At 61.4% G+C, this 26,362-nt stretch carries 41 protein-coding genes; 27 read left to right on the top strand and 14 right to left on the bottom strand.

The features are described 5' to 3' along the window. Positions 1 to 7: 7 nt before the first annotated feature. From ACNFCI_RS10025 to ACNFCI_RS09960, 14 genes are all read right to left on the bottom strand, one after another. Positions 8 to 1,675: a DNA cytosine methyltransferase gene (locus tag ACNFCI_RS10025; RefSeq protein ID WP_416767930.1), complete on the bottom strand. Its 1,668-nt coding sequence runs from the start codon at positions 1,673 to 1,675 to the stop codon at positions 8 to 10. Between the two features lie 67 nt (positions 1,676 to 1,742). After that, positions 1,743 to 2,105, bottom strand: coding sequence for a hypothetical protein (locus ACNFCI_RS10020; protein WP_196184867.1), 363 nt, complete (start codon positions 2,103 to 2,105; stop codon positions 1,743 to 1,745). Continuing rightward, positions 2,080 to 2,427 carry a hypothetical protein gene (locus ACNFCI_RS10015; RefSeq protein ID WP_416767929.1) on the bottom strand — a complete coding sequence of 116 codons (348 nt, stop codon included), beginning with the start codon at positions 2,425 to 2,427 and terminating at the stop codon, positions 2,080 to 2,082. The genes ACNFCI_RS10020 and ACNFCI_RS10015 overlap by 26 nt, the downstream gene beginning before the upstream one ends. 41 nt (positions 2,428 to 2,468) lie before the next feature. After that, positions 2,469 to 2,663, bottom strand: a complete 195-nt coding sequence (locus ACNFCI_RS10010; protein WP_182815700.1) for a hypothetical protein — start codon at positions 2,661 to 2,663, stop codon at positions 2,469 to 2,471. Beyond that, positions 2,660 to 3,172 carry a hypothetical protein gene (locus tag ACNFCI_RS10005; protein WP_416767927.1) on the bottom strand — a complete coding sequence of 171 codons (513 nt, stop codon included), beginning with the start codon at positions 3,170 to 3,172 and terminating at the stop codon, positions 2,660 to 2,662. The genes ACNFCI_RS10010 and ACNFCI_RS10005 overlap by 4 nt, the downstream gene beginning before the upstream one ends. Further along, on the bottom strand, positions 3,169 to 3,798 hold the full coding sequence (locus ACNFCI_RS10000) for a lambda exonuclease family protein (protein WP_099593539.1): 630 nt from the start codon (positions 3,796 to 3,798) through the stop codon (positions 3,169 to 3,171). Before ACNFCI_RS10000 ends, ACNFCI_RS10005 begins: the two co-directional genes overlap by 4 nt. After that, positions 3,785 to 4,729, bottom strand: coding sequence for a recombinase RecT (locus tag ACNFCI_RS09995; RefSeq protein ID WP_099593537.1), 945 nt, complete (start codon positions 4,727 to 4,729; stop codon positions 3,785 to 3,787). Before ACNFCI_RS09995 ends, ACNFCI_RS10000 begins: the two co-directional genes overlap by 14 nt. Positions 4,730 to 4,736: 7 nt before the next feature. Next, the gene (locus tag ACNFCI_RS09990) at positions 4,737 to 5,861 is read right to left on the bottom strand and encodes a hypothetical protein (protein ID WP_200929262.1); all 1,125 of its coding nucleotides are present in this window, start codon (positions 5,859 to 5,861) and stop codon (positions 4,737 to 4,739) included. A 174-nt stretch (positions 5,862 to 6,035) separates the two neighbouring features. Further along, positions 6,036 to 6,575 carry an HNH endonuclease gene (locus ACNFCI_RS09985; RefSeq protein WP_367604032.1) on the bottom strand — a complete coding sequence of 180 codons (540 nt, stop codon included), beginning with the start codon at positions 6,573 to 6,575 and terminating at the stop codon, positions 6,036 to 6,038. Between the two features lie 85 nt (positions 6,576 to 6,660). Beyond that, positions 6,661 to 6,876, bottom strand: coding sequence for a hypothetical protein (locus tag ACNFCI_RS09980; protein ID WP_416767924.1), 216 nt, complete (start codon positions 6,874 to 6,876; stop codon positions 6,661 to 6,663). After that, positions 6,873 to 7,076, bottom strand: coding sequence for a hypothetical protein (locus ACNFCI_RS09975; protein ID WP_416767923.1), 204 nt, complete (start codon positions 7,074 to 7,076; stop codon positions 6,873 to 6,875). Before ACNFCI_RS09975 ends, ACNFCI_RS09980 begins: the two co-directional genes overlap by 4 nt. Then, positions 7,073 to 7,492 carry a hypothetical protein gene (locus tag ACNFCI_RS09970; RefSeq protein WP_416767921.1) on the bottom strand — a complete coding sequence of 140 codons (420 nt, stop codon included), beginning with the start codon at positions 7,490 to 7,492 and terminating at the stop codon, positions 7,073 to 7,075. The genes ACNFCI_RS09975 and ACNFCI_RS09970 overlap by 4 nt, the downstream gene beginning before the upstream one ends. 1,416 nt (positions 7,493 to 8,908) lie before the next feature. Continuing rightward, entirely contained in the window at positions 8,909 to 9,415 is a 507-nt protein-coding gene (locus ACNFCI_RS09965; RefSeq protein ID WP_416767920.1) for a hypothetical protein, read from the bottom strand. Between the two features lie 54 nt (positions 9,416 to 9,469). Then, positions 9,470 to 10,153, bottom strand: coding sequence for a LexA family protein (locus ACNFCI_RS09960; RefSeq protein WP_416767919.1), 684 nt, complete (start codon positions 10,151 to 10,153; stop codon positions 9,470 to 9,472). A 99-nt stretch (positions 10,154 to 10,252) separates the two neighbouring features. Between ACNFCI_RS09960 and ACNFCI_RS09955 the strand changes: the two genes are divergently transcribed. From ACNFCI_RS09955 to ACNFCI_RS09825, 27 genes are all read left to right on the top strand, one after another. Further along, positions 10,253 to 10,477, top strand: a complete 225-nt coding sequence (locus ACNFCI_RS09955) for a hypothetical protein (RefSeq protein WP_012273061.1) — start codon at positions 10,253 to 10,255, stop codon at positions 10,475 to 10,477. A gap of 27 nt (positions 10,478 to 10,504) precedes the next feature. Further along, on the top strand, positions 10,505 to 10,696 hold the full coding sequence (locus ACNFCI_RS09950; protein WP_012053015.1) for a hypothetical protein: 192 nt from the start codon (positions 10,505 to 10,507) through the stop codon (positions 10,694 to 10,696). Positions 10,697 to 11,029: 333 nt separating this feature from the next. Next, the gene (locus tag ACNFCI_RS09945; protein ID WP_416767918.1) at positions 11,030 to 11,812 is read left to right on the top strand and encodes a KilA-N domain-containing protein; all 783 of its coding nucleotides are present in this window, start codon (positions 11,030 to 11,032) and stop codon (positions 11,810 to 11,812) included. A gap of 2 nt (positions 11,813 to 11,814) precedes the next feature. Then, the gene (locus tag ACNFCI_RS09940; protein ID WP_416767917.1) at positions 11,815 to 12,165 is read left to right on the top strand and encodes a hypothetical protein; all 351 of its coding nucleotides are present in this window, start codon (positions 11,815 to 11,817) and stop codon (positions 12,163 to 12,165) included. After that, positions 12,162 to 12,740: a hypothetical protein gene (locus ACNFCI_RS09935; protein WP_286595188.1), complete on the top strand. Its 579-nt coding sequence runs from the start codon at positions 12,162 to 12,164 to the stop codon at positions 12,738 to 12,740. The genes ACNFCI_RS09940 and ACNFCI_RS09935 overlap by 4 nt, the downstream gene beginning before the upstream one ends. Continuing rightward, positions 12,737 to 13,480: a helix-turn-helix domain-containing protein gene (locus tag ACNFCI_RS09930; RefSeq protein ID WP_416767916.1), complete on the top strand. Its 744-nt coding sequence runs from the start codon at positions 12,737 to 12,739 to the stop codon at positions 13,478 to 13,480. Before ACNFCI_RS09935 ends, ACNFCI_RS09930 begins: the two co-directional genes overlap by 4 nt. Next, positions 13,477 to 14,238 (top strand): replication protein P, encoded by a 762-nt coding sequence (locus ACNFCI_RS09925; RefSeq protein WP_416767915.1) that lies wholly within the window; start codon positions 13,477 to 13,479, stop codon positions 14,236 to 14,238. The genes ACNFCI_RS09930 and ACNFCI_RS09925 overlap by 4 nt, the downstream gene beginning before the upstream one ends. Further along, positions 14,238 to 14,447, top strand: coding sequence for a hypothetical protein (locus tag ACNFCI_RS09920; protein ID WP_416767914.1), 210 nt, complete (start codon positions 14,238 to 14,240; stop codon positions 14,445 to 14,447). The genes ACNFCI_RS09925 and ACNFCI_RS09920 overlap by 1 nt, the downstream gene beginning before the upstream one ends. Further along, entirely contained in the window at positions 14,444 to 14,728 is a 285-nt protein-coding gene (locus ACNFCI_RS09915; protein ID WP_416767913.1) for a hypothetical protein, read from the top strand. Before ACNFCI_RS09920 ends, ACNFCI_RS09915 begins: the two co-directional genes overlap by 4 nt. Continuing rightward, positions 14,725 to 15,195 carry a hypothetical protein gene (locus ACNFCI_RS09910; RefSeq protein ID WP_060514894.1) on the top strand — a complete coding sequence of 157 codons (471 nt, stop codon included), beginning with the start codon at positions 14,725 to 14,727 and terminating at the stop codon, positions 15,193 to 15,195. Before ACNFCI_RS09915 ends, ACNFCI_RS09910 begins: the two co-directional genes overlap by 4 nt. Next, on the top strand, positions 15,192 to 15,440 hold the full coding sequence (locus ACNFCI_RS09905; RefSeq protein ID WP_039615284.1) for a hypothetical protein: 249 nt from the start codon (positions 15,192 to 15,194) through the stop codon (positions 15,438 to 15,440). Before ACNFCI_RS09910 ends, ACNFCI_RS09905 begins: the two co-directional genes overlap by 4 nt. Further along, positions 15,440 to 16,045 (top strand): recombination protein NinG, encoded by a 606-nt coding sequence (locus ACNFCI_RS09900; RefSeq protein ID WP_416767912.1) that lies wholly within the window; start codon positions 15,440 to 15,442, stop codon positions 16,043 to 16,045. The genes ACNFCI_RS09905 and ACNFCI_RS09900 overlap by 1 nt, the downstream gene beginning before the upstream one ends. 140 nt (positions 16,046 to 16,185) lie before the next feature. Next, on the top strand, positions 16,186 to 16,731 hold the full coding sequence (locus ACNFCI_RS09895; protein WP_058160112.1) for a hypothetical protein: 546 nt from the start codon (positions 16,186 to 16,188) through the stop codon (positions 16,729 to 16,731). A gap of 92 nt (positions 16,732 to 16,823) precedes the next feature. After that, positions 16,824 to 17,357 carry a GIY-YIG nuclease family protein gene (locus ACNFCI_RS09890; protein WP_038409511.1) on the top strand — a complete coding sequence of 178 codons (534 nt, stop codon included), beginning with the start codon at positions 16,824 to 16,826 and terminating at the stop codon, positions 17,355 to 17,357. Between the two features lie 103 nt (positions 17,358 to 17,460). Next, on the top strand, positions 17,461 to 17,787 hold the full coding sequence (locus ACNFCI_RS09885) for an MFS transporter (protein ID WP_084854855.1): 327 nt from the start codon (positions 17,461 to 17,463) through the stop codon (positions 17,785 to 17,787). Then, positions 17,784 to 18,095: a hypothetical protein gene (locus tag ACNFCI_RS09880; RefSeq protein WP_416767911.1), complete on the top strand. Its 312-nt coding sequence runs from the start codon at positions 17,784 to 17,786 to the stop codon at positions 18,093 to 18,095. The genes ACNFCI_RS09885 and ACNFCI_RS09880 overlap by 4 nt, the downstream gene beginning before the upstream one ends. A 48-nt stretch (positions 18,096 to 18,143) precedes the next feature. After that, positions 18,144 to 18,665: a hypothetical protein gene (locus tag ACNFCI_RS09875; protein ID WP_416767910.1), complete on the top strand. Its 522-nt coding sequence runs from the start codon at positions 18,144 to 18,146 to the stop codon at positions 18,663 to 18,665. Positions 18,666 to 18,667: 2 nt separating this feature from the next. Then, positions 18,668 to 20,155: a terminase gene (locus ACNFCI_RS09870; RefSeq protein ID WP_416767909.1), complete on the top strand. Its 1,488-nt coding sequence runs from the start codon at positions 18,668 to 18,670 to the stop codon at positions 20,153 to 20,155. A gap of 7 nt (positions 20,156 to 20,162) precedes the next feature. Beyond that, positions 20,163 to 21,614: a DUF4055 domain-containing protein gene (locus tag ACNFCI_RS09865; protein WP_416767908.1), complete on the top strand. Its 1,452-nt coding sequence runs from the start codon at positions 20,163 to 20,165 to the stop codon at positions 21,612 to 21,614. Continuing rightward, entirely contained in the window at positions 21,604 to 22,647 is a 1,044-nt protein-coding gene (locus ACNFCI_RS09860) for a phage minor head protein (RefSeq protein WP_416767907.1), read from the top strand. Before ACNFCI_RS09865 ends, ACNFCI_RS09860 begins: the two co-directional genes overlap by 11 nt. A 67-nt stretch (positions 22,648 to 22,714) precedes the next feature. Further along, entirely contained in the window at positions 22,715 to 23,422 is a 708-nt protein-coding gene (locus ACNFCI_RS09855; protein ID WP_416767906.1) for a hypothetical protein, read from the top strand. A gap of 3 nt (positions 23,423 to 23,425) precedes the next feature. Beyond that, positions 23,426 to 24,457, top strand: coding sequence for a hypothetical protein (locus tag ACNFCI_RS09850; protein ID WP_416767905.1), 1,032 nt, complete (start codon positions 23,426 to 23,428; stop codon positions 24,455 to 24,457). A gap of 24 nt (positions 24,458 to 24,481) precedes the next feature. Beyond that, a complete protein-coding gene (locus ACNFCI_RS09845; RefSeq protein ID WP_416767904.1) occupies positions 24,482 to 24,700 on the top strand; it encodes a hypothetical protein in 219 nt (72 codons plus the stop codon). 39 nt (positions 24,701 to 24,739) lie between these two features. Then, entirely contained in the window at positions 24,740 to 25,132 is a 393-nt protein-coding gene (locus ACNFCI_RS09840) for a protein singed (RefSeq protein WP_416767903.1), read from the top strand. Positions 25,133 to 25,134: 2 nt separating this feature from the next. Beyond that, positions 25,135 to 25,515: a glutamate 5-kinase gene (locus tag ACNFCI_RS09835; protein WP_416767902.1), complete on the top strand. Its 381-nt coding sequence runs from the start codon at positions 25,135 to 25,137 to the stop codon at positions 25,513 to 25,515. Positions 25,516 to 25,517: 2 nt separating this feature from the next. Then, positions 25,518 to 25,904, top strand: coding sequence for an HK97 gp10 family phage protein (locus ACNFCI_RS09830; RefSeq protein ID WP_416767901.1), 387 nt, complete (start codon positions 25,518 to 25,520; stop codon positions 25,902 to 25,904). Continuing rightward, complete coding sequence (locus ACNFCI_RS09825; RefSeq protein WP_416767900.1) at positions 25,901 to 26,308, top strand: phage tail terminator-like protein; 408 nt, start codon at positions 25,901 to 25,903, stop codon at positions 26,306 to 26,308. The genes ACNFCI_RS09830 and ACNFCI_RS09825 overlap by 4 nt, the downstream gene beginning before the upstream one ends. Positions 26,309 to 26,362: the final 54 nt, after the last annotated feature.

The raw sequence follows: 26,362 nt of genomic DNA, 5'->3' as shown, positions 1-26,362 counted from the left end.
GGGAACCTCAAGCGAGACGTTCAAGTTGTTGTTGGATGCGCCGGCCTATCCAGCGAACGACGAACACGGCCTTGCTGTTTCCGATCGCCTTGTAGCGCGGGCCATCGGGGCATTCTTCGGCGGGCTTGCCGCGATAGGGGATGCGGGTGTGGTCGCCGGGAAAACCCTGGAGCCATTCGCACTCGCGCGGGGTGAGCCTGCGAACACCAGCCCCCCCTTGGACCATAGGCTGGCCACGGCCGGTGCCGTCCTCGCTGGCGTCGAAGCCTTCGGCCTTCAGCGTGTGGGTAATCTCGCCGGTGATGCATACGGCGACCTGTCCGCCGGCGTTGGGGTGGCTGGCGCTGTGGTTCATAGCCCTGAGGGTTGGAGCCAGGTCGCCAGCGTCGGCGCCGTGGTCCTTGCAGCTGAAGGCGATGCAGGGCTGACCTTGGCCTGGCTTACCGCCGCCGGCGGAGAGCGTGCCGACCACTTGCCCGTCACCTCCCTCAAGTCTCAGCTCGGCTCTGCTGTTCTCGGCAAATGCCAAGACAGCGTTTTCCTGGCCGCTGTTGCGGCCCAGCGTGTGTGCCAGGCCATTCAGCACATCGGGGTCTTGCGTGCCGTGCACCACAAGCATGCCGTTCTCGGCGTCCTGCTGAGTTGCGCTGCCGGCCGCTTTGCCGTTCGCCTGCAGTGTGCCGGCGACAATGTGGCCTGCCATGGCGTGGTCAACATCGCTGCCGCCATCAGTGCTTCGCAGCGTCCCAGCGACCTGGTCCTGGATGCAGAAAGTCTCGCTCTCCATGTCCAGCCGTGTGTCCTTGGCAGTCAGGGTAGCTGCCTGGCTGACATCGCCCTTCAGGCTATGGCCGCCGTAGGCAGGCACACCGGCCAGTACCTCGACAGCCGGCCCTTCATCACCCTCGCAGTTCGGGCAGCCGTAGTGGCCCAGGTCTAGGCTAAAGACCCATCCACATCCGCACTGCAGCGCAGGGCCGAATGGAGCTCGTCCGGCAAGGTCTTGCCCCTCGCCTCGGCGCGGCGGAGTATCCCTACGCACGCCTTCGCGCTCAAAAAGTACTTCGAGGGGATCGAACCCTGCTCGAGCACTTGCGACAACGAACACACGGCGGCGTCGTTGGGCCAGGCCGAAATATTGGGCATCCAGAACCCGCCATGCGACTGTTCGCGTGGGTCCATACACACAACCAGCGTCCTTCCATTTGCCCCCTGGCGGTTGGAGTTCTTCGGATTCGCCCACCAGGGCGCCGAGGAAGCAGCCAAACGCGTTGCCTTTGTCGGAGAGGACGCCGGGGACGTTTTCCCAGGTGCACACGGCCTCGGGTTCGCCGCGCATGGTTCGAACATGGTCAATTGCATCGAGCAGCTCCACGTATTTGATGGTGAGGGCGCCGCGGGGATCGGCCAGGCCTTCGCGCATGCCGGCCACGCTGAAGGCCTGGCAGGGCGTGCCGCCGACCAGAACCTCGGGCGCCGGGATCTTGCTGGACAGCACCATGGCCGCCAGGCGGGTCATGTCGCCGTGGTTCGGTGTGTCGGGGTAGTGATGAGCCAGCACCGCGCAGGGGAATGGCTCGATCTCGGCATACCACTCGGCACGCCAGCCCAGCGGGTGCCAGGCTACGGTCGCAGCTTCAATGCCGCTGCAGACGCTTCCGTAGGTGATGGGCATTGGTGATCCTCGCCGGGGAGGCGTTATCGTTGAATAGGGGAAGGCGCTGGCGGGCAGCGCGGGAGGGTCAGGCCCGCTCTGCGAGCAGGATCAGGCCGGTATCGTCCGGGTCGTTGCCAAGCATCAGGTCTGGTGTGCGAAGTTCGCGGCTGATGCGGAACCGGTCTAGTTTTCGCGCCACGGAAGGGCTTAATTCAATCGTGTGGCGCGGAGGTTTGAGCAACTTGACCGCTTCTTCTCGGGTCAGCTCATGAAGCCGATGAATCATCAGCGTCATCGCTTCGCCCTGTTCCTCGATCCCGGCCCACTCCATAAGTTCCAGCAGGGCCTGTTTAGTCCCTGGTCGAACCTTTAAGCGCAGGTCTTCTTCCTGCAGGCGCTCGGCCTTTGCCCTGCGCTTCTCGTCACGCTGCTGCTGCGTCAGAGCCATCATCTTCTCCATTACGCACAAAGCGGGTGCCCGGCCCTATGTCGAGCAGGTCGCACACCCGGTTGATGATCTTGAGCGCGGCGTCGAACACCTTGGCGTCGTCCGGCTCACGGGCCAGGCGCTTCATGTTCGGCTGGTGCTCCAGGCAGACTTTGTCGACCAGGCGGCGGGCCAGCCTGCGCAGCTCATCGGCGCTGTCGTGAAACTTCAGGCTCAGCGCAAAGGCCAGGGCCACATCATCAGGCCGGTACTGGCCGCCGCTGCGGGTGATGTACAGCTTTCGCACCGGCTTGCGCATTGATGCGTCGAAAAGTGATGCCATGTTCGACCTCCTGCAGGCCGCTTGGGGGAAGGTGTAGGTGCTCACGCCGCCTTGTTCTTTGCAGCGCGCTTCGGATTTTTCTGCTCAATCTCAAGGTCCATGTCGTTCCAGCCCGCCAAAAACCAAGAGCCGTGGAACGTGTAAGAGGCGAATGGGTTAGCCAGCTTGCTGCCACCGGCGCGGCGGCAGTCCCGGCCTTCGTAGTAAACGCTGGGGTGCTCGCCGCGATTGCTCATGGCTTACTCCGTTTGAGCGGGAAGTCGATCTCGAAGGCCGCAATGATCCGCTCCAGCTTGCGGTTTCCGATTCCCAGCTCCGCCGTCACACGGCAGCGGGACATGCCTGCGTCGCGCAAAGCTATGATCCGATCAGCAAATTTCCGATCAGCAGCTTCCTGGTCGGCGACGTCTCTCACCGGCTGCGCTTGGCGTGGCGGTTTGAAGAACTTGAAACCTTCCCGTGCCGCAACGCCCCACAACGCGCTCTTGGTCACCCCCAAAAGTTTCGCGACCTCTCCACAGCTCATGGTCTTGGCAAGCTCTGCGATTTGTGCTGCGCGCGCCTTGGCACGGCTTTGCTGCGGGTGTTCGGATTTGGACGAACCAGGTTTGGCCCGCTTCGGCTTGGGCTCAGGGTGCTTGCGCTGCGGCAGAGGCCGGTAGGTGAAGCCCTCCAGCACGATCAGCTGGCCGCCAGACGCGAAGAAGGCCGCTTTGGCGGCCTCCAGGTCGATTGATTGGTTCATGCTGCCTCCTTCATCCGCTCGCGCATCTCCTTCTCCAGGTCGCCGAGCTCTTCCAGAAACGCCTTGATCTCAGCTTCCATCTCGCGGATGCGCTTGAAGTCGCGTTCGAAGCGATGGCACACGTACTGGAGCGGCTCAGGCAGGCGGTCGTCGTAGCTAACGAAGTCTGCCCAGGCCCTGCCAGTGCAGGCCATCTGGGCCAGCATCTGCCACTCGTACTGCGGGTCGTGGCGCTCAGACTGCATGGTGGCGATGTGGGTCGCAGTGTTTGGGCACTTGATCTCCAGCACGCCATCGTCGCCGACCAATCCATCCGGCGAAGCGCCGAAACCCGGAATGCTCGGGTGCATGACCAGGCCTGTTTCAACCACCATCAGGCCTTTGTCTGCCTCGTAGGCCATGCAAGCAAATGGCTCAAGCTCGACGCCGCGCTGCACGGCAGGTTTGTTGGACAGGTCAGGTCCGCTTTGCTGGCCGGTGAGGCGCTCGCACAGCAGCTCCATCATGTAGTTCTTGCGGGTCGCAGACGGCGCGCCACCTCGGCCGCTCGCCATAACGTCCTTCACTCGGCTGGCGGTCACGCACCCAAGGCGTGCCGCGAACCATTCAGCACTACGCTGCTCCATCTAACACCTCCTCAGATTCGCCCTCGATGGGCGCCGCCTCTGCCTTGATGGCGTCGGCGCGCTTGGTGACCTCAGCCTTGAAGTGGGCGTGACCGGCCGCATCCTTTGCCTGTTTCATGGCTGCGGTTCCCTGCTGATACACATCGGTCAGCGCCTCCAGGCTGCAGGCCTTCTGTGCCAATGCGATCCAGCTGTTCACCATCTCTGGATCAGTGGGTGCCGAGCCAGCCAGGTTGGCAAGACCCTCACCCCCATCCGTGTTCAAGTGGTGAATCGCCTGCTCCAGTCGCTCTGTCTTCGGCCAGTACTTGTAGCCGCGCTTCACCACGGTCTTCTTGGCCATCTCGCCCGGGTCGGTAACCCATGGGCAGGATTTGTTCTTGCTGACCCAAGCTTTCCAGGCGCTGGAGCGGTCACGGATGGCGTTCACATCCTCGATGCTCATGGTTTCGGTCAGGTAATCGCCATCGGCGGTCTTGACGACGACGTACACGCCGATCACTTCGCCGCGATCTTTGGCGAACGGGTTGTAGGAATGGGTCGGCGGTTTGTCGAAGCCGTTCAGGCTGAAAGCGTCTGCGGCGTAGACCAGTTCAGCCTGGGCCCAGCGGATTGCGCCGGTCGACATGGCCAGGTCCATCAAACCGATGTAGCTGATGTCCAGACAGATGCGGCCGTCGCGCGGTACCAGGTACGCCTGCTTCTTGGCCGGGTTCAGGCTGATGCCGATGGCGGCGATGTTGGTGATCGCGTTGGCCACAGACTGCCGGTTCTGCATGGCCACCTTGGTGGCGTACTCGCTTGAGGTAATCACCTGGATGGCGAATTCGGCCTCGCGCTCGAAGTTCAGCGAGCGGTCAGTCAGCACGTTGGCAAACTGATTCCGCTGCGCATAAATGTCCTGCGAGATGATGGCTACTGCTTGGCTCATAGCGACCTCAGTAGGAAATGGCGATGTTCGGGATCTTGCGCTGCGCGATCAGCGTGATCGCCTGCTTGGCGCATTCTTCGGTCATGCCGCCGGCCACGAAGGCCTCCAGGGCGGCGCGGTTGATGCTTCGACGATGGGCTTCGTCGCGTTCGCGGGCTTCCTGCTGGCGGACAATCTCGGCGGCAGCTGCGTCGGCCCGGCGCCGTTCATCCTGTCGGGCCTGCTCGGCAGCTTCTTCAGCCCGGCGGACGGCAGCCTGGCGCTCTTGCTCAGCACGCTGCTCGGCGGCAACACGGTCGGCCTCGGCCTGAAGCCTGGCGCGCTCGGCTTGCTCGGCCTGCAACTTGAGCTGGAGGCGCTGGTTTTCAGCTTCGCGCTCTTGCGCAGCGGCCTGGTCAAGCAGGTCCTGCTCTCGGCGGGCTGCGGCTTCGCGTTCTGCTTGCTGTTGCTGGGCAACGCGCTGACGCTCTGCCTCGACCGCGGCCTCTTGTGCCAGCCTGATGCGGTCTTGCTCGGCGCGCTCTTCAGCTTCGCGGCGCAGGTGAGCCAGTTCGGCTTGCTCGGCGTCGTACTTCTGCCGGGCCGCCAGCGCTTCACGAAGCACGGCTAGCACTTGGTCTTTCACCTGTCCGGCCTCGGCGGTGAATTCCTCCCAGGCGTCGTCCAGGGCAACGCTTTCAACCCTTCCGATCCGGGCCAGAAGGTCCTCGGCGGTCAGCAGGCCGAGTTCGGCGCCTTCCGCTTTGATGGCTGCAATGCCTTGCTCATGCCGGGCAACACGGGCGGCTTCTGCCTGCTCCCACTCGGTGAGCGGCCGGCGCGTTTCATCCCGCAGGGTGTCCATCTTGGTCACGAAGTCGCGCAGCTCAGCCTCGACCACCTTCGGCATTTCCTTGAGCCGGCGCAGGTAGTCGCGGCCAGGCTTTTCGACAGCGGTCTTGGACTTGCTGACCTTGGCGGCCAGGCTGGCGATGCGCTCGCGGCCCTTGCGGGTTTTCAGGTCAGGCACTTCGCCCAGTACCTCACCCTTCACCAAGTCGATGAATTGCTGCAGGCCGCCAGCCACGTAGATGGCCGGGGCGTTCGCTTCGCTGATCTCTTCGATCGCGATCAGTTTCTGTTCTGCGGACATTAGAAAACCTCGCGCCAGGCCGGCGCCGTCAGTTGGAATAGGGAATCGCCAGGTCACCCAGGCACGGAGGTACGCTCCAGGCCCTGGCTGCGGTGGATGGTTGCGCGCTCTCGCCGCTTACGCTCCCGAAGGGGTACGGTTATCCCGAAGGGCCGCCGTGCGCCGGGTGTGAATTCAGGAAGTGATCGAAGATGGCGTGCAAGCCTTATGGCTTGGGTCGCTGAATGGATGGATTTCTTGCTTTCGCGCGGTATAGGCCATGGAAGCCTCTTCTGGCGTATCGAAGTTTCCGAGGTGAATCTGCTTTCCATCCTTTGTTATGGTCGCCCGCCACTTGCCTCTATTTCTGGATACCCCAAGGAATCCGCTGGAATTTGTTTTCCTTTTTGCAGTGTTCTGGCTGTTCTGGGCAGGCGTGCAAAGTCTCAAATTCTTCCATGCGTTGTTTGATCTACACATGTCGATATGATCAATGCACTGCCCTTTCTCAGGCATTTTTCCCGTCATCATCAGATAGGCAAGCTGGTGGGCTTTCATCTTCCTGCCAGCAACCATGATCGAAACATATCCACTTTTCAGTAGAGATCCGGCGCGCTCGCCTTTCATGGCAAATCCACTCCTGTCAGTAGCCCAGGTAAAGAATCCTGATTCTGGGTCGTAGGAAACGAGGAGTCGTGCGACTTGCAAAAAGACATCATCACCTTGGTCGTTCATATCAGAATCCAGTACGCAAGAGTGCAGGCGAAGAGCATGGAGAAGGAGCCGCGCCAGAACGCCAAGCGTCCGGCCTGCTGGCGGCTCACGTGCGGACCTCGTAGGCCAGAGTGCACATACCACAGAGGTAGGCCCGGCCGGACCAGGCTGCAGGGTTCTCGATGTGGGCCAGACGCGCCTGGTTCATGGCGTCTTCCGTGGTCAGGCCCTTGAACACCAGCAAGATTCGATCGTCTGGCACGGCTTGGGCGACCTCGGCCACCTGGTCATCGATGATCGACGGGAAGATCGGCGTTGTCATGCAGCCTCCTTGCGCCGAACGGCAATTCGCCGGATGCGCTCGCAGTAGTGTTTGAACTCGTCGGAATTGATGGCGAGGATGGAGAAGTAGGCGACGACGAGCGTCTCTGCTTTGGCATCCTCAACCGGGCCAGAGCCCGGCAGAAGCATCGTTTCGATTGCGGCTTCAATGGCGCTGACCGCGATACTGTGCGGATTCATTCCGCCTCCTCGGCCTGGGCCAGCACTCCTTGCTCAGCAAAAGGGGCGAGTAGCTCAGCAGCGATTTGGCGCAACGCTGCGTCAGGATCGACCACCGAAAGCAGCTTGTGCGTGCTCGCCTGAGCGTCTGACCCATTCCGGCGGTGACCGTCCAGCACCAGGTGCCCAAGTGCAGAGTTGCTGCGAGACTGGGCAAGCTGATCCATTGCGAACTCGTCCACGGCCAAAGCGAAGCGCTCGTAGGTCACGCCTTGCTGTGGTCGCATACGGCGCTGGAACACGTAATCCGCGCCGCGCATCAGCTGGTCGATGCCTTCCTCGATCCAGTGGCGCTCCGCGCGCTCCTGGGGCGTTTCACTCACCTCAGGAGGCAACTGGTTGTCGTACTGCCATTGTGCTGCTCGAAGTGCGCCCATGGCGTCCTCCTGGGGGTTGTGCGGCCGCATTGGTCGGGCACCAGGCGCAGTGACCAAACTGGGCGTGAAAAGCCAGCCTGGCGCCCGCCAATGCGGTCGATGTGAAGGGAAGGGGATGCGGGATGCATCGGGGTGTGATCTGGCCGGTGCTGATCCCCGGCATTCCTAGCGTCATCGTTAGCTTCGGATGCAAGGCGGAGTTGAACCGCCCTCGTCGTTGCGTTCGCAAGCACCTTAGACCCGCTCGCAGCGCATCAGCCTGCGCATTCAGATCACACTCCGATGCAGCCTGCGATGGGGAGCAGGGCATCGGGCAGTTAACGTCAGGCTGACGTGGCGCTGGTTGTTAGGTGTCTGGCTGCCATCCGAACTTGCCATGGTCCATCTCGGCGCAGGTGGGCGCCCTAAGCTTCGCGCCGTCTGCACGCTTCCAGCCGTGGTACCACCAAGTTCCGCCAGATGCCTTGCTTATGGTCTCAACGGCATCGCACGCATCACATTGGTAGAGGCGTTTCGTTTCGGTGTCAGATTGAAGCTTTGCTTCGCATCCGCAGAAACCGCAGTAGCGTGGCATCGTCTTGCCCTCCAGGGCGGTTGATTTCCCAATGCAGCCTGTCGCCAAGCTGCATCAGTGAAATCGTTTCGCCGCGACCCGCTACTGGCGTCGGTCGTAGGCTTGTATTTGGTGCCCGGATATTTACCCACGCCGGGCCGTGCTAGCCTCATGGTCCCTACAACCGTTGAGGCAATACCGAATGGAAATCGCGCAACCGAAGTGCCCTGGCTGCGGAGCTGAAGGGCTGGACAAAATCGCTGCCGGGAAAGCACCGCACAAATCGAAAACCAATCAAACCCTTTTTCAAGTTTGCTTTTGCGCTGTATGCGGACACATACATGGTGTGTTCTCCGGCATCGTCACTGGCAGCGATGTTCCGGCTCCGAAGATTGATCAGTTTGGAATCCCAAAGTGATTCCGGTCGATTCGTTGACAATTTGAGCCATGCGGCGTCGCCGATCTAGCCGTTCAAGCAGCGGCTCAATCAGCCAGTAAACGAACCTGCAAAACAGTCGTCTCATCTCACTCTCCTGCTCTCCGCGTGGTCCTGAAATAGGGCCACCTGGAGAGCATCCGGCCCAGTCTGGAGGGCCGGAAATCTCGTTTCCTAAAGAGCTTGTTCAGGTCGGGTCCGCTTGATGCTTTCGCCTTGCGGGGCCTGGATCGACACTTCGCTGTCGTCTGCTATCTGGCGTGTCCAGATGGTGTGAGGCTTGAGGGCCTCCCGAGGGGCTGTGTAGCGCCGCCCGGTGATGTGAACATTAGGCATTCCTTCTTTTGTCGTCAATAGGTATTCCTAACTTTTTTCACGTAGACACGAAAAAGCCCGCGCGGGGCGGGCTTCAGGCGGCGGATTTTTTTTACTTCGAGAATTTAACCTCGGTGGCCAGAGCCTGCTTGGCGGCCTGGTAATCAGACTTTGCGCGATGATCAGGAATTCTGTATGGGCTCATCGAGGAAAGATAGGCTGACCACTTGGCGTAAAGATCCTTGCTCAGCTCCAGCTGCTTGGCCGGCAGCTTGGACGCTTTCAGTCGAGCTACAGCCTCATTGCCCTGGGCGTGAGCGAATTTCACGCACTCCATGAATGAGTTGCTGTACTCGGCTTGCAGGTCGCGCAGGCCATATCGAACAGCGTCGCGCCCAAGCATTGCCTCCAGATCGCACTGGAATGCCGGCATATCGAGCTGGCTGGCAAAGTTGGTCGCCTCTGGCGACTCCTTGTCATAGGTGTAGGGGCGCGGTTTGAAAACGTGAGGCTCTTTCTTGGCTGGCGCTTCGGCATATCCGCCGGTACCAGGCTGAACCGGAGCACAGCCAGCCAGAAATGTTGCAGAAATGATAAATGCGGCCAGGGTGTTTCGCATAACTCTCTCCTTGAGGAAAGGCGCCATGCTATCACTACGCGAAGCCTGATCGGTCTATAGGAAGATCGACTTCGGCATTTTTCCATCAACCACTGTCCCCACAATCTCCCAGGCGTCATCGACTGCGCGAGTAGGGTAGGCAGAGTTCAAAGGCTTCAAATAGAGCTCACCGGCATCGCGCATCAACTGCTTGAACGTTGCTTCATTGGTGCTGATCATCCTGGCGACAACGAACTGTCCAGGCCTCGGCTCGATGTCCGGGGCTATCAGGATCAGGAAGCCCTCGGGGAATGAGGGGCTACCAGACGAAACAGTCATTGAGTCGCCCGTCACCCTCAACCAGAACGCATCCTCACCAGCCCATACATCTGAGGTGTGCTGAGGGCATAGCGCAACGTTACCCATCTCAACCGCCTCCCTTGCTGCGCCCGCCTGAACCCAGCTGATCTCCGGGTAGGAAAAGGACCTGGTTGGCTGTAGTGCAGCCTCTACATTCGACCCCTCGGCCAGGCCTGCGGACTTACGCACTGGCCCGCGACCTGTAGCAAGCCACTTGGGCGCAACCCCCAGAAAGTCGGCAGCAAGAAGCAGGTTCTGACCCTCGATGGTCTTGGTTTTGCCTGAAAGCCAGTCGTTTACGGATGGCGGCTTGATGCCGCACGCCCGCGCCAAAGCGGCCTGCGAGATTTTCGGAGGCCCGGCCATGATCTGCCGAAGTCGTTCTTGAAGTGTGCTCATTAGGGGAGCCTAACAGCTGCCATCTAAGGTATTCCTATTGACCTGCATAAAAGGTATGCCTAATATCTCTACCTAAGATTCCAGCCGGAGAGACCAGGCATGAACCCCAGCGCAATTATCGACGCTCTGGGCGGGACATTTCGCGTAGCCGAGCTGTGCGAGGTACGCCCGCCATCGGTGAGCGATTGGAAAAAGCACGGCATTCCTCGTGCCCGAATGATGTTCCTGCGCGTAGCTCGCCCGGACGTCTTCAAGGCTCTGGAGGAAGAAGCCCAGGAAGAAGCTTCCCAGCCCAGCGCTAGCGCAAAGAAAACCGCTGCTTAACCACTTTCAACCACAAAGGAACCCACCGTGTCGTACTTCGACCCCGACCACCTGCACAACAAGCCCACCAAGGTTCGCTTGGATGAGGCTGCCGACGATCTGCTGTCGGCGATGGCTCGCTTCAAGCGCACGCAGAAGGCAGTGCTCGCCAGGGAAATTCTGGAGCGCGGTCTCGACCAGATGATGCAAGAGCTTAACGCGAAGACTGACGTGGCCTGAAGTGGCCGAGGAGGCCCTGTGCCAGAAAGCAAAGAGCTGGAGATCCAGCTCGACGGGAAGGGCAATTCGGATCTGGCGTATCTAGCCAGGCAGAAGGGCTTAACCCCTGAGCAACTGGCGGCACAAATCATCAATGAGGCTCTCAACCGTATGACGAGAACAGAGCCTGGCCGAAGCAATGTTCGGTCGTTTCGCAAGGGCTAATAAGCCCCTGAGGGACTCATGAGGAACTGCCGTTGAAAACACCAACACCCAAACCGCAGACGCAAAAAAGCCGGTGGCTAGACCGGCTTCTTGTACTGCATTCGTAACACATGTGCGAGGCAATCATATATGCACCTTGGTAGCCAAATCAACACCGTGGCCCCCGCGCCACAAAATGCGAGCCACGATTTCGTGGCGCGAGATAAGCCAATAGCTATCTGCGGAGTGAAGATCCGGCAGGACAGCGAGGGACGTTATTCTCTGAACGACCTTGAGAAGGCTGCAAAGGCTGATGGGGTTGCAAAGGACATCAGGCCGAACGAGTGGCTGAGCCTCCAGGCAACCAAGGAAATAGAGGGTTTTCTAATTACGGAAAATCCGGGTTTTAAACCTGTCGAGTCGAAAGCGGGCCGATATGGCGGCACCTATGCAAGCCGGGACCTCATCTACAGCTATGCCATGTGGATCAGCCCTGCATTTCACCTGCACGTTATCCGCACCTTCGATGCCGTGGTTGTCGGTCACATCCAGCTGGTGGAAGGGCGCCAGGCCCGCGAGCGTGCACGTCTTGAGGCTCCGGCCCTGACCGATGCCATCAAGCATGGCCGCCTGTCTGTCGGCAAGGAAGTAAAGCACTACCACTTCAGCAACGAGTTCGACCTGATCAACCGTATCGCACTGGGTATGCCCTCGAAGGCGTACCGGGCAGCGCATTGCATCAGTCCAACCGACTCGATCCGCGACCACCTGACTCCGTGCGAAATCCGCTGCATTGAGCACCTTCAGCGCGTGAATGCCTCCCTGATTGACGTAGGCATGGACTTCGAGTCGCGCAAGAAGAAGCTGAGCCAGATCTACATCCAGCGTCACAGCCGTGCGCTGCTGTCCGAAATCAAGCGCCTGGAGTTCTGACCATGACCACCCTGACCTATCAGCAACTGGTAGAGCGGGCGGCCATGACGGCCCTTGACCTGCATAAGGCTTCAACGGCAACCAAGGCCCTCAAGGCTGAACTTCGCTCGATGTACGACAGCTACTTCCAGGCCCATGGGCGACCGGAGGGGAAATTCAATCCAGATAACGACGCCTTCCTGCCGGTGATGATGTTCACCAACTCCCAATACGACCGCGTCCAGGCGGCGAAGAAGGCCGAGTACAACGCAAGGCGCCGCCATGAGCGGGCTGTAGCGTCCCTCGCCGCTGCATGTGAATGCGCCGAGCACGGCCTGCACACCCACGACAAGGCCGTGCGGGGTGCAGCATGAGCATCGACATCAAAGAACTCAAACGGCTCGCCCGGAAAGTCGCAGAGTGCGAGGACCGGCCTGAGATTGCTGACGAGCACGCCGAAGCTGCTGATGCGCTCTGGCTGCACATGCACTGCCACACCATCCTGGGGCTTATCGAGGAGATCGAGCGCCGCGACGAGAACCCGAATTTCCGAGCGGTTCAGTCTGCGCACCAGGAAGCGGAAAAGCTCAAAACCGATAACGAGGCGTGGAGGCTTACCGTTGAGGCTGAGCGTCTCATCAAGCGCGGCATCTCTGACGAGAACGAGGCTCTGCGCATGCAAGTCAAAGAGCTCGACCTACTGTTCGGGCGCTACCTGCTTGGCATGCGAGCCGCCGTTGTGGAGTGGCAAAAAGGGAAGGGTGCCGATGCCGCGATGCAGTGGATCTGGAACGGCTTGCGTGGCCCTGGCGAGCTGCCGCCTGAAGAAGAAACCCAGGCCCAGGCCTACTTCGACCGCGAGGTAGTGAAGATCGAGGAAGGCCTGGAAGAGGTGTACGCCTACCGCGATAAGCGCCGTGCTGAGAAGGACAAGGAGCGCGGCCAATGACCGATATCCCGCGTCAATTCAAGGGTGTCTGGATCCCTGCTGAGGTCTGGCTCGATCACTCCCTGTCGATCACCGAGAAGGTGATGATGGTAGAGATCGGCAGCCTGCAAGACCCTGTGCGCGGCTGCTACGCCAGCAACAGCCACTTCGCCAGGTTCTTCGGCCTGTCGAGTTCCCGCGTGTCCGAGATCATCAGTGCTCTGTCGGCCAAGGGCCTTTTGCGGGTCGAACTGATCCGCGATGGTCGGCAGGTAGTAGAGCGCCGTGTGCGCCTCACGAACCTATTCGGAAAGTCGAATACCTATTCGGAAAACACGGCGACCCTATTCGGAAAAGGCGGTGAACCCTATTCGGAAAAGGCGGAGGAGAGTAATACAAAGAGCAACAGTACAACTGAGGGTGAGCGCGCGGCCGCCAAGGCGTCCCCGACCGCTTCGCGCAAGGCCTCGAAGTTTGACCCTATGACCGCCTGCCCTGCCAACGTCACCCCATCCGTATGGGCCGACTGGTGCCAGCACCGCCGCGAGATCGGCAAGCGCCTGACTAAGACCACCTGCGACCGCCAAGCCAAGACTCTGGCCGGCCACCACTCGCCTGACGCTGTGATCAACCAGTCGATCAGCAACGGCTGGACTGGCCTGTTCCCGGAGAAGGTGCTGCCGGGCGCCCAGCAGGGCCAGCGCCGCAACGGTCCCGACTTCAACGACACCAGCTGGGCTGATGACCTGGGGGGCTTATGACCGCACAACCGAAACTGCGCAGCGTGACGCAGATCATGGCCACGGCCCGCAACCTGCCAGCCGAGGTGCACACCCCGGCCAAGCAGTTGGACCCAGGCACCACCGAAGTGGTCAACGCCCTGTTCAAGGAGCTGCAGGCCATCTTCCCGGCATGGAAGCAGGCCTGGCCGGATGACGAGGCGCTGAAGGCTGCCAAGCGCAGCTGGATCAAGTCCTTCGTCGCTGCGGGCATCAATACGCTCGAGCAGATCCGCTTCGGCATCCAGAAGTGCCGGGTGCTGGGTACCGACTTCGCCCCGAGCAGCGGCAAGTTCATCAAGCTGTGCCAGCCGACACCGGAGGAGATGGGCATCCCGCCGCTTGCGCGGGCCCTGGCAGAGGCGCTGGAGAATTTCCACCCCAGCAGGGCAGGGTCACGCGTTTGGACGCACGCAGCGGTCCGCCACGCGGCCCTGCAATGCGAGGCGCAGAACTTGGGGTCGATGGAGGTGGAGCGGGCCGAGAAAGTATTCGCCCGGGCCTACGACATCACCATCCGCATGTTGGTCGCCGGCGAACCACTGGGCGACATCGCCACCGGCATCGGCCACGACAGCCAGAAGAGCCTGGTCGAGTTGGCCGACGAGTACGCCAGCCAGAAGCAGGTCCGCCTGCTGGAGATCCAGCAGATCCCAACCAGCGCCGCCGTGTGCCGTGCACACCTGCTGGCCAAGTTGAACATCAAGCGCGCCGGTCAGCCGGCCGGGGAGGGGGTGTGATGCGCACCTATCTGAAAGCGGTGCTGATGATCGTGCTTGCTCCGACCGTAATCATCGCGGGATCTGCCATGGCCACTTTGTGGTTCAAGTTCGCAGTGTCACTGGATCTTTCGTGGCCCGCGAAGCTGGCGGTCATGTGCGGCCCGTCGATCCTGCTGGCTGGCATCCCTACCGCCTGGCTGCTGAACAAGATCGAGGAGAAGCCATGAGCAAGAGACAACCCATGCAGCCAGTCGTGGTGGCGGCCGACGGCGTTATCCGCTTCAAGGCAAATCAGATCGTCAGCGACATGCTCGACCTTTGCCGGAAGCATGGTCTCGACCTGAATGAGATCGCCGCGCGCGATTACGAAAAGGATGACAGGTCCCAGCTCATGCAACTGATCGGATACAGCGTCAGCGGCTACGGCAACCTGGACTGTTCACGTGCCAAGCACGTGATGCGCGCCGATCAGAAGGCTGAGACGTTGGTGAAGGGGGTAGCGCAATGACCGAGAAGATCAGCGTCAACAGCCAGGCCAAGCTCTCCGAGGCTGTGACCATGCTCACCCGCATGTTCCGCGACAAGAAGTTCGTCGTGGTCAGCATGCGCCCGGGCAAGGACCGCACCCTGGACCAGAACGCCCTGTGGTTCGCCATGTACGACCGGATCGCCAAGAGCACCGAGATGGGCGACATCGAGGATGTGCGCCGGTACTGCAAGCTGCACTTCGGCGTTCCGATCATGCGCGCCGGTTGTGATGAGTTCCGCACCGGCTGGGCCGAGTCGTTCATCCACCTGCCGTATGAGGTGAAGCTTCGCCTGATGGGGCCGTGCGCCATGTTCGGTCCGGATGGCTTCCCGGTGACCCGGCTGTTCGACCGGGCCCAGGGCTGCCAGTACACCGACCGCATCGTCGCCGAGTTCGCGCCGCAGGGTGTCGTGTTCAGTGACCTGCTGAGCGAGGAGGCGGCATGAGCGACGGACTTGGAATCACAACGCAAACCACAGTGTTCCTCTCGGCCGAGAAGGTCGTGAAAGAGATGGACGCCGAGGATATTGGCTCGTTCTGTTCTGCAGTGGCTCAGCGACTGGATCAAGAGTACGCCGGGCGTGCCGGTGCCGCGGCGGACTTTGCCAGCGGGCTTAGTGAGATGGGCTGCCGGTTCCTGGCCGAGGTAGTCACGAGCTTCTACCAGCGGCAGAAACGGGAGGATCGCTGATGACTGGGATCAAGGAGATCAAGCCGAAGAAGTGCAAGGCACCAGGTTGCGGCAAGCCCTTCAAGCCGACCATGACCACGCAGAAGGTGTGCAGCATTGCCTGCGCCAAGGTCATGGCCAAGGATCCGAAGCTGCAGAAGGTTGCGGCCAAGGCTATCACCAAGCAGGCCCGCCAGGACCTGCAGGAGCGCCGGGAGAAGCTGAAGACCCGCCGCGAGCACATGGCCGAGGCGCAGATGGCGTTCAATGCGTACATCCGCGAGCGCGACTCTGGCCTGCCGTGCATCAGCTGCGACTCGCTCCCGAGCGACCACGACCTCATCACCGGAAGTCGCTGGGATGCCGGACATTACCGGTCTGTGGGCGCATGCCCGGAGCTGCGCTTCGAGCCGCTGAACGTCCACCGTCAGTGCGTGAAGTGCAACCGTAACCTGTCCGGGAACGCGGTCGAGTACCGCATCCGGCTGGTGAAGCGCATCGGCGCCGACCAGGTGGACTGGCTCGAAGGGCCTCATAAGCCCCAGCGCCTGACCATCGAAGACCTGCAGGCCATCAAGGTTCTATACAGGCAGAAGCTCAAAGACCTGAGGAGGGCAGCGGCATGACGCCAGCGTGGGGGGTTTCTGATTTTGGCCGCCCTCATGGTGGTGGCCGGCGTGGCGCTGTCCTGGGCAGGCGCAGTGCGCCGCAAGCGCAGCTACGAAGAATTCATTTTGAGAAAGGCCAAGCGGGCAGGGGGTGGACAGTGAACTATCAGAACGTGGTATCGGCAGTGGTCCGCGCCCTGGCGGCCGAGACGATCAACAGCGCGGGCGGTTGCGACTTCGAGCCGAAGGTCCAAGCGGCGAAGCAGAAGGGCGCCATCGTGGGCAAGGAGGCTGCCTTCCTCTTCGACTGCATGGTGTTCAGCCGGCTGCACAAAAACCTCACCTCGGAGCACTGGCGGCACTTGGTGGCGAAGTATTCGACGCACGTCGACCGCAAGCACGCCGCGATCGAGGAAATCACGCGCAGCCATCGTTCACCGGCACCGGAGCGTTTCCGTCACTGCGCCATTCTGACCTGGGCCATGCCCAAGCTTCCCGGGATCGACGGCAAGCGCAGCACCAGCGTGTTGCCAGCGGCCTGGTACGAGATGGACAACTGGAGCGACGATCCGCACCCGATCAAGACTCAGGAGCGCTGGAGGCGTGACATTCGCAAGGCCCTGGAGCGCGAAGTAGACGCTGCACTGGTCGAGGCTCAGCACATTCTCGACCATGAAGGACTTTTGGTGGCCAATGTCGCTTGACTGCGACTGAGCCAGTGAGCCAATATACGTCCATCCTGTGATTCCTGCGTCTGATGATGTAGGCAACTGTCGCGGGATGGTCTGGAGATATCATGACCCAGATCCATCGCTTCCCCTTCATTGAGACGTCCAGTCTCCCCAGCTACAACATTTGCCAACGAGCACGCTGCCTCCGAGACGCCTTGGAAGGCACGCATTACTGCGCAGCACATCAACCAAAGCCGAAAGCTCCTGATGCCGCATGGGCTGGCAAGAAGGTCGTCTACATCATCGGCGCTGCTGGTGATGAATTCGTTAAGATTGGCTACGCCACAGACCTGAGCGCCCGCCTGGTCAACATGCAGGTAGGATCAGCGCGAGAGCTGCTGGTGCACTGCGTGCTGGAGGGTGATATCAAGGTGGAATCAATTCTTCACCTGGAGATGCAGCAGCATCACGTGCGTGGAGAGTGGTTTAAGGCAGAGCCGGTAAAGGCGTTGTGCGAGAAGCTCCAGAAATGCCGATACACCAGGATGAGGCTCAAAGTAGAGTCGGTCATCAGCGAGTGGAACGAGTCTGGCCACCCTTGGGATGGCCGGGGAGTAGCGCAACGCCGTAAGCGACCAAGATTCACAATTAGCACCTAATCAAGGCCCGGCCCAAAAAGCCGGGTTTTTTGTTGCCCTCTGAGGGCCTCAAGAGTCCCGGCCGAGAGTCGGTTTTTTGTTCATGCACAGCGAGAGGTCGAGCATGGAGTTCTTCCACCGACTGCTCGAGAAGTTCGACTGGATGATTGCGGGCCTATTGGGGGCCTTGGTAGCGACCCGCTGGCACAAGGACGACCTGACCGACCGAAAGGCCTGGCTGCTCTTTCTGCTCACTGGTATGGCCTGCGCCCACTACCTCACAGGGATGGTCAGCAATTACTTCGGTATCACCGAGCCCCGCAGCGTTGCGGGCGTGGGTTTTCTTCTCGGCACCTTCGGCGGTTCTCTCATTGCCGCCATCAACCGAGCGATCAAAGCCGCCGATATATGGTCTGTCATCAGGTCCAAGTTCGGAGGGCCTAGCTCATGACATACGAATACATCAACGCCATCGCGGCTGGCCTCATCGCCATCTGGGCAACATGGTGCGTGCTGAGCGGAAAGGTACGCGACGGGGTGATTGGCAAGGTGCTGTACGCGGTCATCGCCATCAGCGGTTACGCCATCCTGGCCAGGTCCGAGCGCATGTTCATCACCGCCAACACGGCCTGGGCCACGCTGATGGTATCGCTGGCCCTGGCGGGTATACGGCACATGTTCATGCTTACCTACTGGCCGCGTGTGAAGCGCTGGATCTGCCGACACCTCCAATGCGAAGGCTGCAAGCCGGTTGAGTGATCGGCGCCACAAATTCGAGGTGCGCCGTTTCGTGGCGCGAGGTAGCACATGACAATCAAGCAACCCGACTGGGAGGCGATCGAACGAGCCTACCGGGCCGGGTCGCTTTCGGTTCGTGCCATTGGGGAATCTCAAGGCGTGAACCACGCCACCATCCTCAAGCGAGCGAAGAAAGAAGGGTGGGCCCGCGACCTGACCGAGCAGGTTCGGATAGCGACGAAACAGAAGGTAACCACATCGGTAACCAGCACCAGTAACCAGTCACCATCGGTTACCGACGCCGATATCATCGACGAGGCATCCAGTCAGGCTGCCTCTGTAGTTCTCGCTCACCGCACTGGATTGGCTAACTGGCGCTCGATCGCCGACAAGCTTTCGGTGGCTCTTGCCGAGATGGACGTCAACGAAGAGAACCTGGGCGATTTCTCCAGAGCGCTCAATGCTGGTGTCGATGCCCAGCTCAAGGTCATCAAGGGCGAGCGCCAGGCGTACGGCCTGGACAGCGAGGAAGGCAACAAGACCGTCGATGATCTGGCCGCCCTGATGGATGAACTATCGAAGGATGCCTGACCATGAAGCCCGAGCACATGAAACTGCTCCGGGATCGGTTCTGGCGACTGAACAACCTGTACTTCATCACGGACAAGCAGGGCAAGAAGGTCCGCTTCCGCATGACGCAGGAGCAGGTCGACTACTTCCAGGGGATGCACACCCGTAACATCATCCTCAAGGCTCGGCAGCTGGGCTTCACGACGCTGGTCTGCATCGTCCAGCTAGATGCCGCGCTGTTCGAGGCCGCCAAGTGCGCCCTGATCGCCCACACCCTGAACGACGCCAAGCGCTTGTTCCGGGAGAAGGTGAAGTACGCCTACGATCACCTGCCCAAAGAGATCAAGGCGGCCAACCCGGCGCGTAACGACGCCGCGGGCGAACTGGTGTTCAGCAAGGGCGGGTCGCTGTACGTGTCCACCTCCTTCCGGGGCGGCACGCTGCGCTACCTGCACGTTTCTGAGTTTGGGAAGATCTGCGCTAAGTTCCCGCATAAGGCGCGGGAGATCGTGACCGGTGCGTTCGAGGCCGTGGCCGCTGAGTGCTTCGTCACCATCGAGTCGACGGCAGAGGGCCGGTCCGGGTACTTTTTCGATTACAGCCAGTCTGCCGAGAAGCAGCAGCTGGCCGGCGTGCCCTTGGGTCTGCTGGACTGGAAATTCTTCTTCTTCAGCTGGTGGCGGAACCCGCTCTACTGGCTTGACCCGACCGATGCAGTCATACCTGACCGCCTGACTAAGTACTTCGACGACCTGGCCGCCAAGCACGGGATCGTCACCAACCCAGGCCAGCGCGCCTGGTACGCCGCCAAGGAAAAGACCCTCGGCGACGACATGAAGCGGGAGTACCCGTCGATCCCTGCCGAGGCATTCCAGCAGACGATCGAGGGCGCTTACTACGCCAAGCAGTTCACCAAGCTCTACGCCGCCCAGCGTATCGGCAAGCTGCCAGACAACGGCCACCTGCCCGTGCACACGTTCTGGGACATCGGTGTGGGCGACTCGACCGCCATCTGGTTCGTCCGGATCGTGGGCGAGGAATTCCACGTAATCGACTTCTACCAGAACAGCGGCGAAGGCCTGCGGCACTACATGAAGGTGCTCAAGGATCGCGGATATACATACGGCGAGCACTGGGGCCCTCACGATATCGATAACCGGGAATTTGGTAGCGATGGCAAGACTAGACGCGAAATCGCGCGAGAGGGCTACGAGATCGACGGCCAGCGCTATTCGCTCACCTTCCAGGTGGTGCCGAAGCTGAGCATCGACGAAGGCATCGAGCAGGCGCGGGAGATTCTGCCCCGCTGCGCCTTCGACGAGGCCAAGTGCGAGGAGGGCATCACCGCCCTGGAGAGCTACCGCAAGGAATGGGACGACAAGCGCGGCTGCTGGAAAGACAAGCCGCTCCATGACTGGTCTTCCCACCCATCCGACGCCTTCCGCTACTTCGCCGTAGCCAAGACCAAACGCTCGAGAGTCGAGCACATACCTGTCACGTTCACATTCTGAGGCCAGCATGCCGAATTACAGCGCTACCCGGCAGGAGTACAACGATGCTCTGCCGAGCTGGCGCCTGGTCAAGCGATGCGTGGCCGGCGCCCGAGAGATCAGGAAGCACGACGAATACCTGCCGATGCCAGACCCGACGAATCAGTCGGAGGAGAATCTGGAGCGGTACCGCCAGCTGAAGAAGCGGGCCATGTTTCTCAACGTGACCGGCCGCACCCGCACTGGCCTGCTGGGGGCGGTGTTCCGCAAGACAGCCGAGGTTCGGCTGCCATCCGGCGTGCAGTACTTGCTGGAGAACGCAAGCGGCGACGGTGCGAGCCTGGAGCAGCTGTCCAAGGAAGCGGTTGGAGAGTGCTTGGATACGGGCCGGGGTGGATTCCTGACTGACTACCCCAAGTTGGAAGGCGAATCCGGGCGCCCGCGCACAGCCGCCGAATCAGCCGGCAAGCAGGCCTGGATTCATCACTATCCCGCACTGAGCATCATCAACTGGCGCGAGAAGGTCATCGAAGGTCGCAAGCATCTGGTGCTGGTGGTCCTGCATGAGCAGATCAGCAAGGAGAGTGCCGACGGCTTTGAGTTCGAAATCGTCGACCAGTACCGCGCCCTGGTGCTGGAGGATGGCGTCTACAAGCAGCGCTTGTACCGAGATGACATCCCTGATGGCGAGGAAAGCATCCCCACCGACCAGGCCGGCAAGAAGTTCGATCACATCCCGTTCCACTTCTACGGCTCGGAGAACAACGACGCCGCAGTGGACAAGGGGCCGCTGGAGGATATCGCCGACGTCAACATCCTGCACTACGGCAACAGCGCCACGGTGGAGGAGGCCGGGTTCATTAGCTCACAGCCCACGCTGTTCATGACCAGCAGCATCACCGCCGATGAGTTCGCCAAGTTCAACCCGAACGGGGTGCACATCGGTTCGCGGCGCGGAATTATGCTCGGCAATCAGGGCGGCGCGACCATGCTGCAGGCCAAGGAAACCCAGCTTGCCCTGGAGCTGATGCGCGACAAGCAGGACCAGATGCTGATGATCGGCGCCCGCATCGTCCAGAAGGGCGGCGGTGCAGAAACGGCTGAGGCCGTGCGCATCCGCTACAGCTCGGACAACAGCGTGCTGGGCACCATCGCCGGCAACGTGTCGGAGGCGCTGAAACTGGCCATCCTCGACGCTGAACTGTTCATGATGGGTCAGCCTGACATGGAGGGGACGGTCTTCTGGCTGAACCAGGAGTTCTTCGACGAGGCCATGGATGCCCAGATGATCCTGGCCCAAGTCCAGCTGTGGCAGCAGGGCATCATCGCCAAGCGCGACCTGCGCACCAACCTGCGCCAGGCCGGCACCATCGAGTCGGACCGCACGGATGAGGATATCGACGACGACATCGAGGCTCAGCCTCCGGTAGTGGGCAGCGACCCGGGCAACGAGCCACCAGGTGACGGCGATGAGCAGTGAAGGCTATCTGGCTGACGCAGCCACCCGGCACCAGGCCTACGTCCAGCGGTATGCCGCCGGAAACCTCAAGCGGGTGGCCAAGTTCATCACCAAGGCCATCAACACCGCCAAGGCAGCCGTTCGCGGCGGCCTGAGCGCCTACGGCACGCGCAAGTACACCAGCGAGATCGACGCATTGCAGCGCGACCTGCAGGGCATCTACAGCGATCTCAAAGGGCAGGCCATGCTGGATCTCGGCGAGTTCGCCGGATACGAGGCTGCATTCAGTGCGCGGATGCTTGGCCAGGTGGTCACCGCACTGGTCCAGACCCGAGTGCCGGCCGCCGATCTGGTTGCCGCTGCTGCGCTGGTCGAGCCCATGCAGCTTGAGGCCCGGGCCGGGGTGCAGCGCATCAGCATTGCCGGTGCGCTGGACCAGTTCGGCACAGCAAAATCAGCACAGATCATCGGAGAGGTCCAGATCGGCTCTGCCCTGGGCGAGACCAGCCAGCAGATCAACCGGCGCCTGACCAGCATGCACCAGCTGCAGCAGGATCAGGCATCGGCGCTGGTGCGCACCATGACCAACCACATTGCCAGCACAGCGCGGGCTGAGACGTTCAAGGCCAACGACGACATCCTGGCCGGCAAACGACGAATCGCCACGCTGGACGGGCGCACATCGCCGTTCTGCCGCTCGATCGACAACACGGTGGTGCCATTCAGCGCGCCGTCGCCTCCGTTCCACTGGAACTGCCGAACGTCCGAAATACCGGTGCTCAAGCCTGAATTCGAGCGGGAGATTCCTGGCTCAGCCAGGCCGGCAGTCGGGCCTGACGGTGCTGAGCAGGTGTCGAGCAAGACCACCTACCAGCAGTGGCTCGCACGCCAGCCTGCCGCTTTCCAAATCGATGTCCTGGGTCCGGCCCGCTACAAGCTGTTCAGCAAGGGCGAGCTGACCCTGGACAAGTTCGTGGACCAGAACGGCAAGCAGATCACGCTGGACGAGCTGAGACAGCTTGAACCGCGCGCCTTCGAGCGTGCAGGACTTTGAACAGCCGGCCATGAGCCGGTTTTTTACGCCCGCGGCTGAGCCAACGGCAAATCATCCGGGGGATGACATGAAATACCTGATCGACAAAGCAGCATTCGACGCTCTGGAACCAGCCCTGCAAGCGCTCTACAAGGCCCAGGGCGAAAACTACGTCCTCGCGGTCGAGGGGCTCCCTCAAAACGAGGATGTTGAAGGCCTCAAGCGCCAGAACCAGACCCTGCTGGACGAAGCGAAGGAGGCCAAGCGCAAGGCGCGTGAGGCCCAAGAGCAGCTGACCCAGAAAGAGCTGGACGCAGCCAAGGCCCGCGGCGACTACGAGTCGCTGTACACCAGCAGCGAGCAAGCCCTGGCCGCCGAGCGCCAGAAGCTGGCAGACCTGCAGGCCGGCATCGAGAAGCGCGACCTGACCGGTGCGGCCTCCAAGATCGCGGCGCAGATCGCTGACGGCCCGAACGCCGAGATCCTGGCCGAATTCCTCGAGCGCCGGCTGCGCATTGTCGATGGCCAGGTACGTGTCACCGATGCTAGCGGGAACCTCACGGTCTCCACGCTGGAAGACCTCGGCAAAGAGTTTCAGAAAGAGCCGCGCTACGCCTCCCTGGTGCGCGGCTCGCAGGCCAGTGGCGGCGGGGCTGCCGGTGGCGGGGGTGGCGGGGCCACCAAAACGTGGGACCAACTGACCGGCATGGAGCGCGTAGAGCTCCGCCGAAATGACCCCGCCGAGCATGCGCGCCTCAAGGCAGCGCATGAAACGGCCCAGAAAAAAGGAAAGTAAGCAATGCCAACCATCCTCTCCGATGTGGTCTTCCGCGACGAACTGCGCGACTACATGCGCGTCAACACTGTTGAGAAGACCGCGTTCTTCCAGTCGGGCATCCTGGTCAACAACAGCGACATGTCCAGCCTGCTGGCCAGCCCGTCCAATACCTTCACCATCCCGTGGTGGGTCGATCTGGACGCGTCCATCGAGTCGAACTACTCGAACGACGTGTACACCGACATCGCCGTGCCGCTGGCGGTGACCAGCGCCGAGATGCAGGCCCGTGCCGCCTACCTCAACGAAGGTTGGGCAGCCATGAGCCTGGTGAAGAACATCACCAACCAGGACCCGCTTGAGTTCGTGGCCAGCCGCCTGACCAGCTACTGGCAGCGCGTGGCCCAGCGCCGCACCATCGCTACTGTCGTGGGTATCTACAACGACAACGTGGCCGACAACGGCGGCGACATGGTGGTGGACGCCGGCGGCCCGATTACCGCTGCCGCTGTAATCCGTGCCCGGGCGACCATGGGTGACTACACCCCGCAGATCGTCACACCGAACGGCACCAAGGCGCTCAGCGTGATCGCCATGCACTCGGCCGTCTACGCCGAGATGACGATCCTCAACCTGATCGACTTCACCCCGATCGCAGACCAGGTGCCCGAGTTCGGCCGCTACCAGAACATGCTGGTGGTGATCGACGACGGCCTGCCGGTGGTCGGCACTGCGCCGAACCAGAAGTACCTGTCGATCATCTTTGGCCCTGGCGCCATCGGCTACGCCGAGGAGCAGGACGAGGACGACATGGAATACGACCGCGAGGCGGCCCGCGGCAACGGTGGTGGCGCGGAAACCCTGTGGACCCGTCGCAACTTCGTTGTTCACCCGCTGGGCTACTCGTTCCTGTCGGCGACCATCACCGGCACCCCAGGCACCACCCGCCCGGTATCGGCGAACTGGTCCGACCTGGCCCTGGCCACCAACTGGCAGCGCAAATGGTCGCGTAAGCAGGTGCCGCTGGCGTTCATCACTTCCACCCTGGGCTCGTAACAGAGCCCCTTCGAGGAGATCACCATGGCACTCGCAGAAGACAACCACATCGACCCGAACAACAAGGCACGCTGGGGCTTCGGCGGCACGGCTGGCAACATCACCGTTGGCCCCCAGACGGTGGGCGAGACCGGTGGCGTTGAAAGCGTGCGCACCGAGCAGGACAACGAAGGCGCGCATGGTAATGGTGCCGGTATCGAGAAGACCGAAACCGCCAAAGCCAGCAAGCCCAGCGCCAAGTAACACCGGGGCTTCGGCCCCACTCATTTCAGCGGAGGCCTGATGGCTACCTACATCACCGTCGCGGACGTCGACGAAATCCTGGGTTCGACCTGGGCGCCCGACGACAAGAAGGCCATGGCGGTAGCGCAGGCCAACGCATACCTCACCTCGCTCCGTCTGTGTGGCATCGACATGGATGCCGTGCCGGAGGAGGTGAAACAGGCCGGTGCCCAGCTGGCTCTGGTCGCATCCACCGGCCAGCTGTACCAGCAGCAGACCGAGGGTTCACTCGAGGCGAAGAGCGTGAAGGCCGGATCGGTATCGACCAGCCGCACCTATGCCGCGCTCGACCGTACCAGCGCGGGCGCGCAGCCTGAGGGCGTGCAGTTCGCCCTGGCCCTGGTATCGCCCTGGCGCTGCAACCCGTTCACCTTTGCTGTGGACAGGGGGTAGCCATGGGATTGCGAGACGAAGTACAGGCTGATCTCGCCGCGGCGTTCGACGACGACCTTGCCGATGCCGTGTTCCCCTTCACCGGCTCCTACATAGGGCCAGGCGATTGGGACCCAGTGAGCGAGACCAGCACGGCCCAGCCGGTGACCTACACCGGGCGCGGCGTGTTCGACAACTACGACAGCCGCCGTATCGACAACATCAACATTCTAGTGGGTGATGTACTACTTATCTGCCTGGCCAACGAAGTCACGGACAAGCCAGCGGTAGGCCACGAGATCGCCGCCAACGACCTGATCACGGGCGAGCCAGTGACCTATCGCATTGTCAGCCCAGGCATAGATCCAGCCAAGGCGCACTACGAGATTCAGCTGAGGAAATAGCCATGGCGAAAAGAGGTTGGAGCACACCCCCCAGCCTGTTCGCGGGCGTGGTTGAGGAGCAGCTGAGCCAGCGCGTGCGCGTCATCGCTATTGCGATGCTCAACGAGATAGTCCTGCGATCACCGGTAGACACCGGACGGTTCCGTGGCAACAACATCGTCAGTGTGGGCGCTCCGGTGTACACCAGCACCGTGAATGTCGACCCAACTGGCGCTGAGACCATCCAGGCCGGTGTAAGGGCAGTTACAGGCCTTGAGCCATACACCCAGGTCTTCATCCAGAACAATTTGCCGTATGCAGGTCCGCTTGAGGATGGCCATTCCAAACAGGCGCCGGCCGGCATCTACGCGGTGTCGTTCAATGGCGTTGCCGAGGCCTACAGGACATGACCTTCGAACAAATCCGGGCCATCGTCACTGGCCGTATGACGCAGTGGGCGGGCATTCCCGCTGACGCTGTGGACTACCCGAATAACCCGAAGGGGCCGTTCGACCCAGCAGGCAAAGCAATCTGGGCCAGGCTGGCGGATGTGCCAGGACTGTCCAGTGCGCCCGAGGTCGGAATCGGCCCGTGCGTGCGCCGCACCGGCATCATCATGATTCAGCTGTTCGTGCCCAGCTACAAGGGCACCTTGGCCATCACCAAGGCCGCCGACACGCTGGTCCAGCACTTCGAGTTCTACAGCGACCCGACCGGACCATTCGAGTGCTACGCAGCCTCGGCCAACAACATCGGCGATGACGGGCACGGCTGGTACCAGGTCAACGTCAGCGTGCCATACCGGGCCTACTGACTTTCAGAGTCGACACTTCGTAAAATCCGTATGTAGGATGGCGCAACCTTAATG

The organism is Pseudomonas sp. NY15356 (assembly GCF_048068175.1).
Taxonomy (GTDB): domain Bacteria; phylum Pseudomonadota; class Gammaproteobacteria; order Pseudomonadales; family Pseudomonadaceae; genus Aquipseudomonas; species Aquipseudomonas putida_K.
This window is presented reverse-complemented; position numbering and strand designations above follow the sequence as displayed.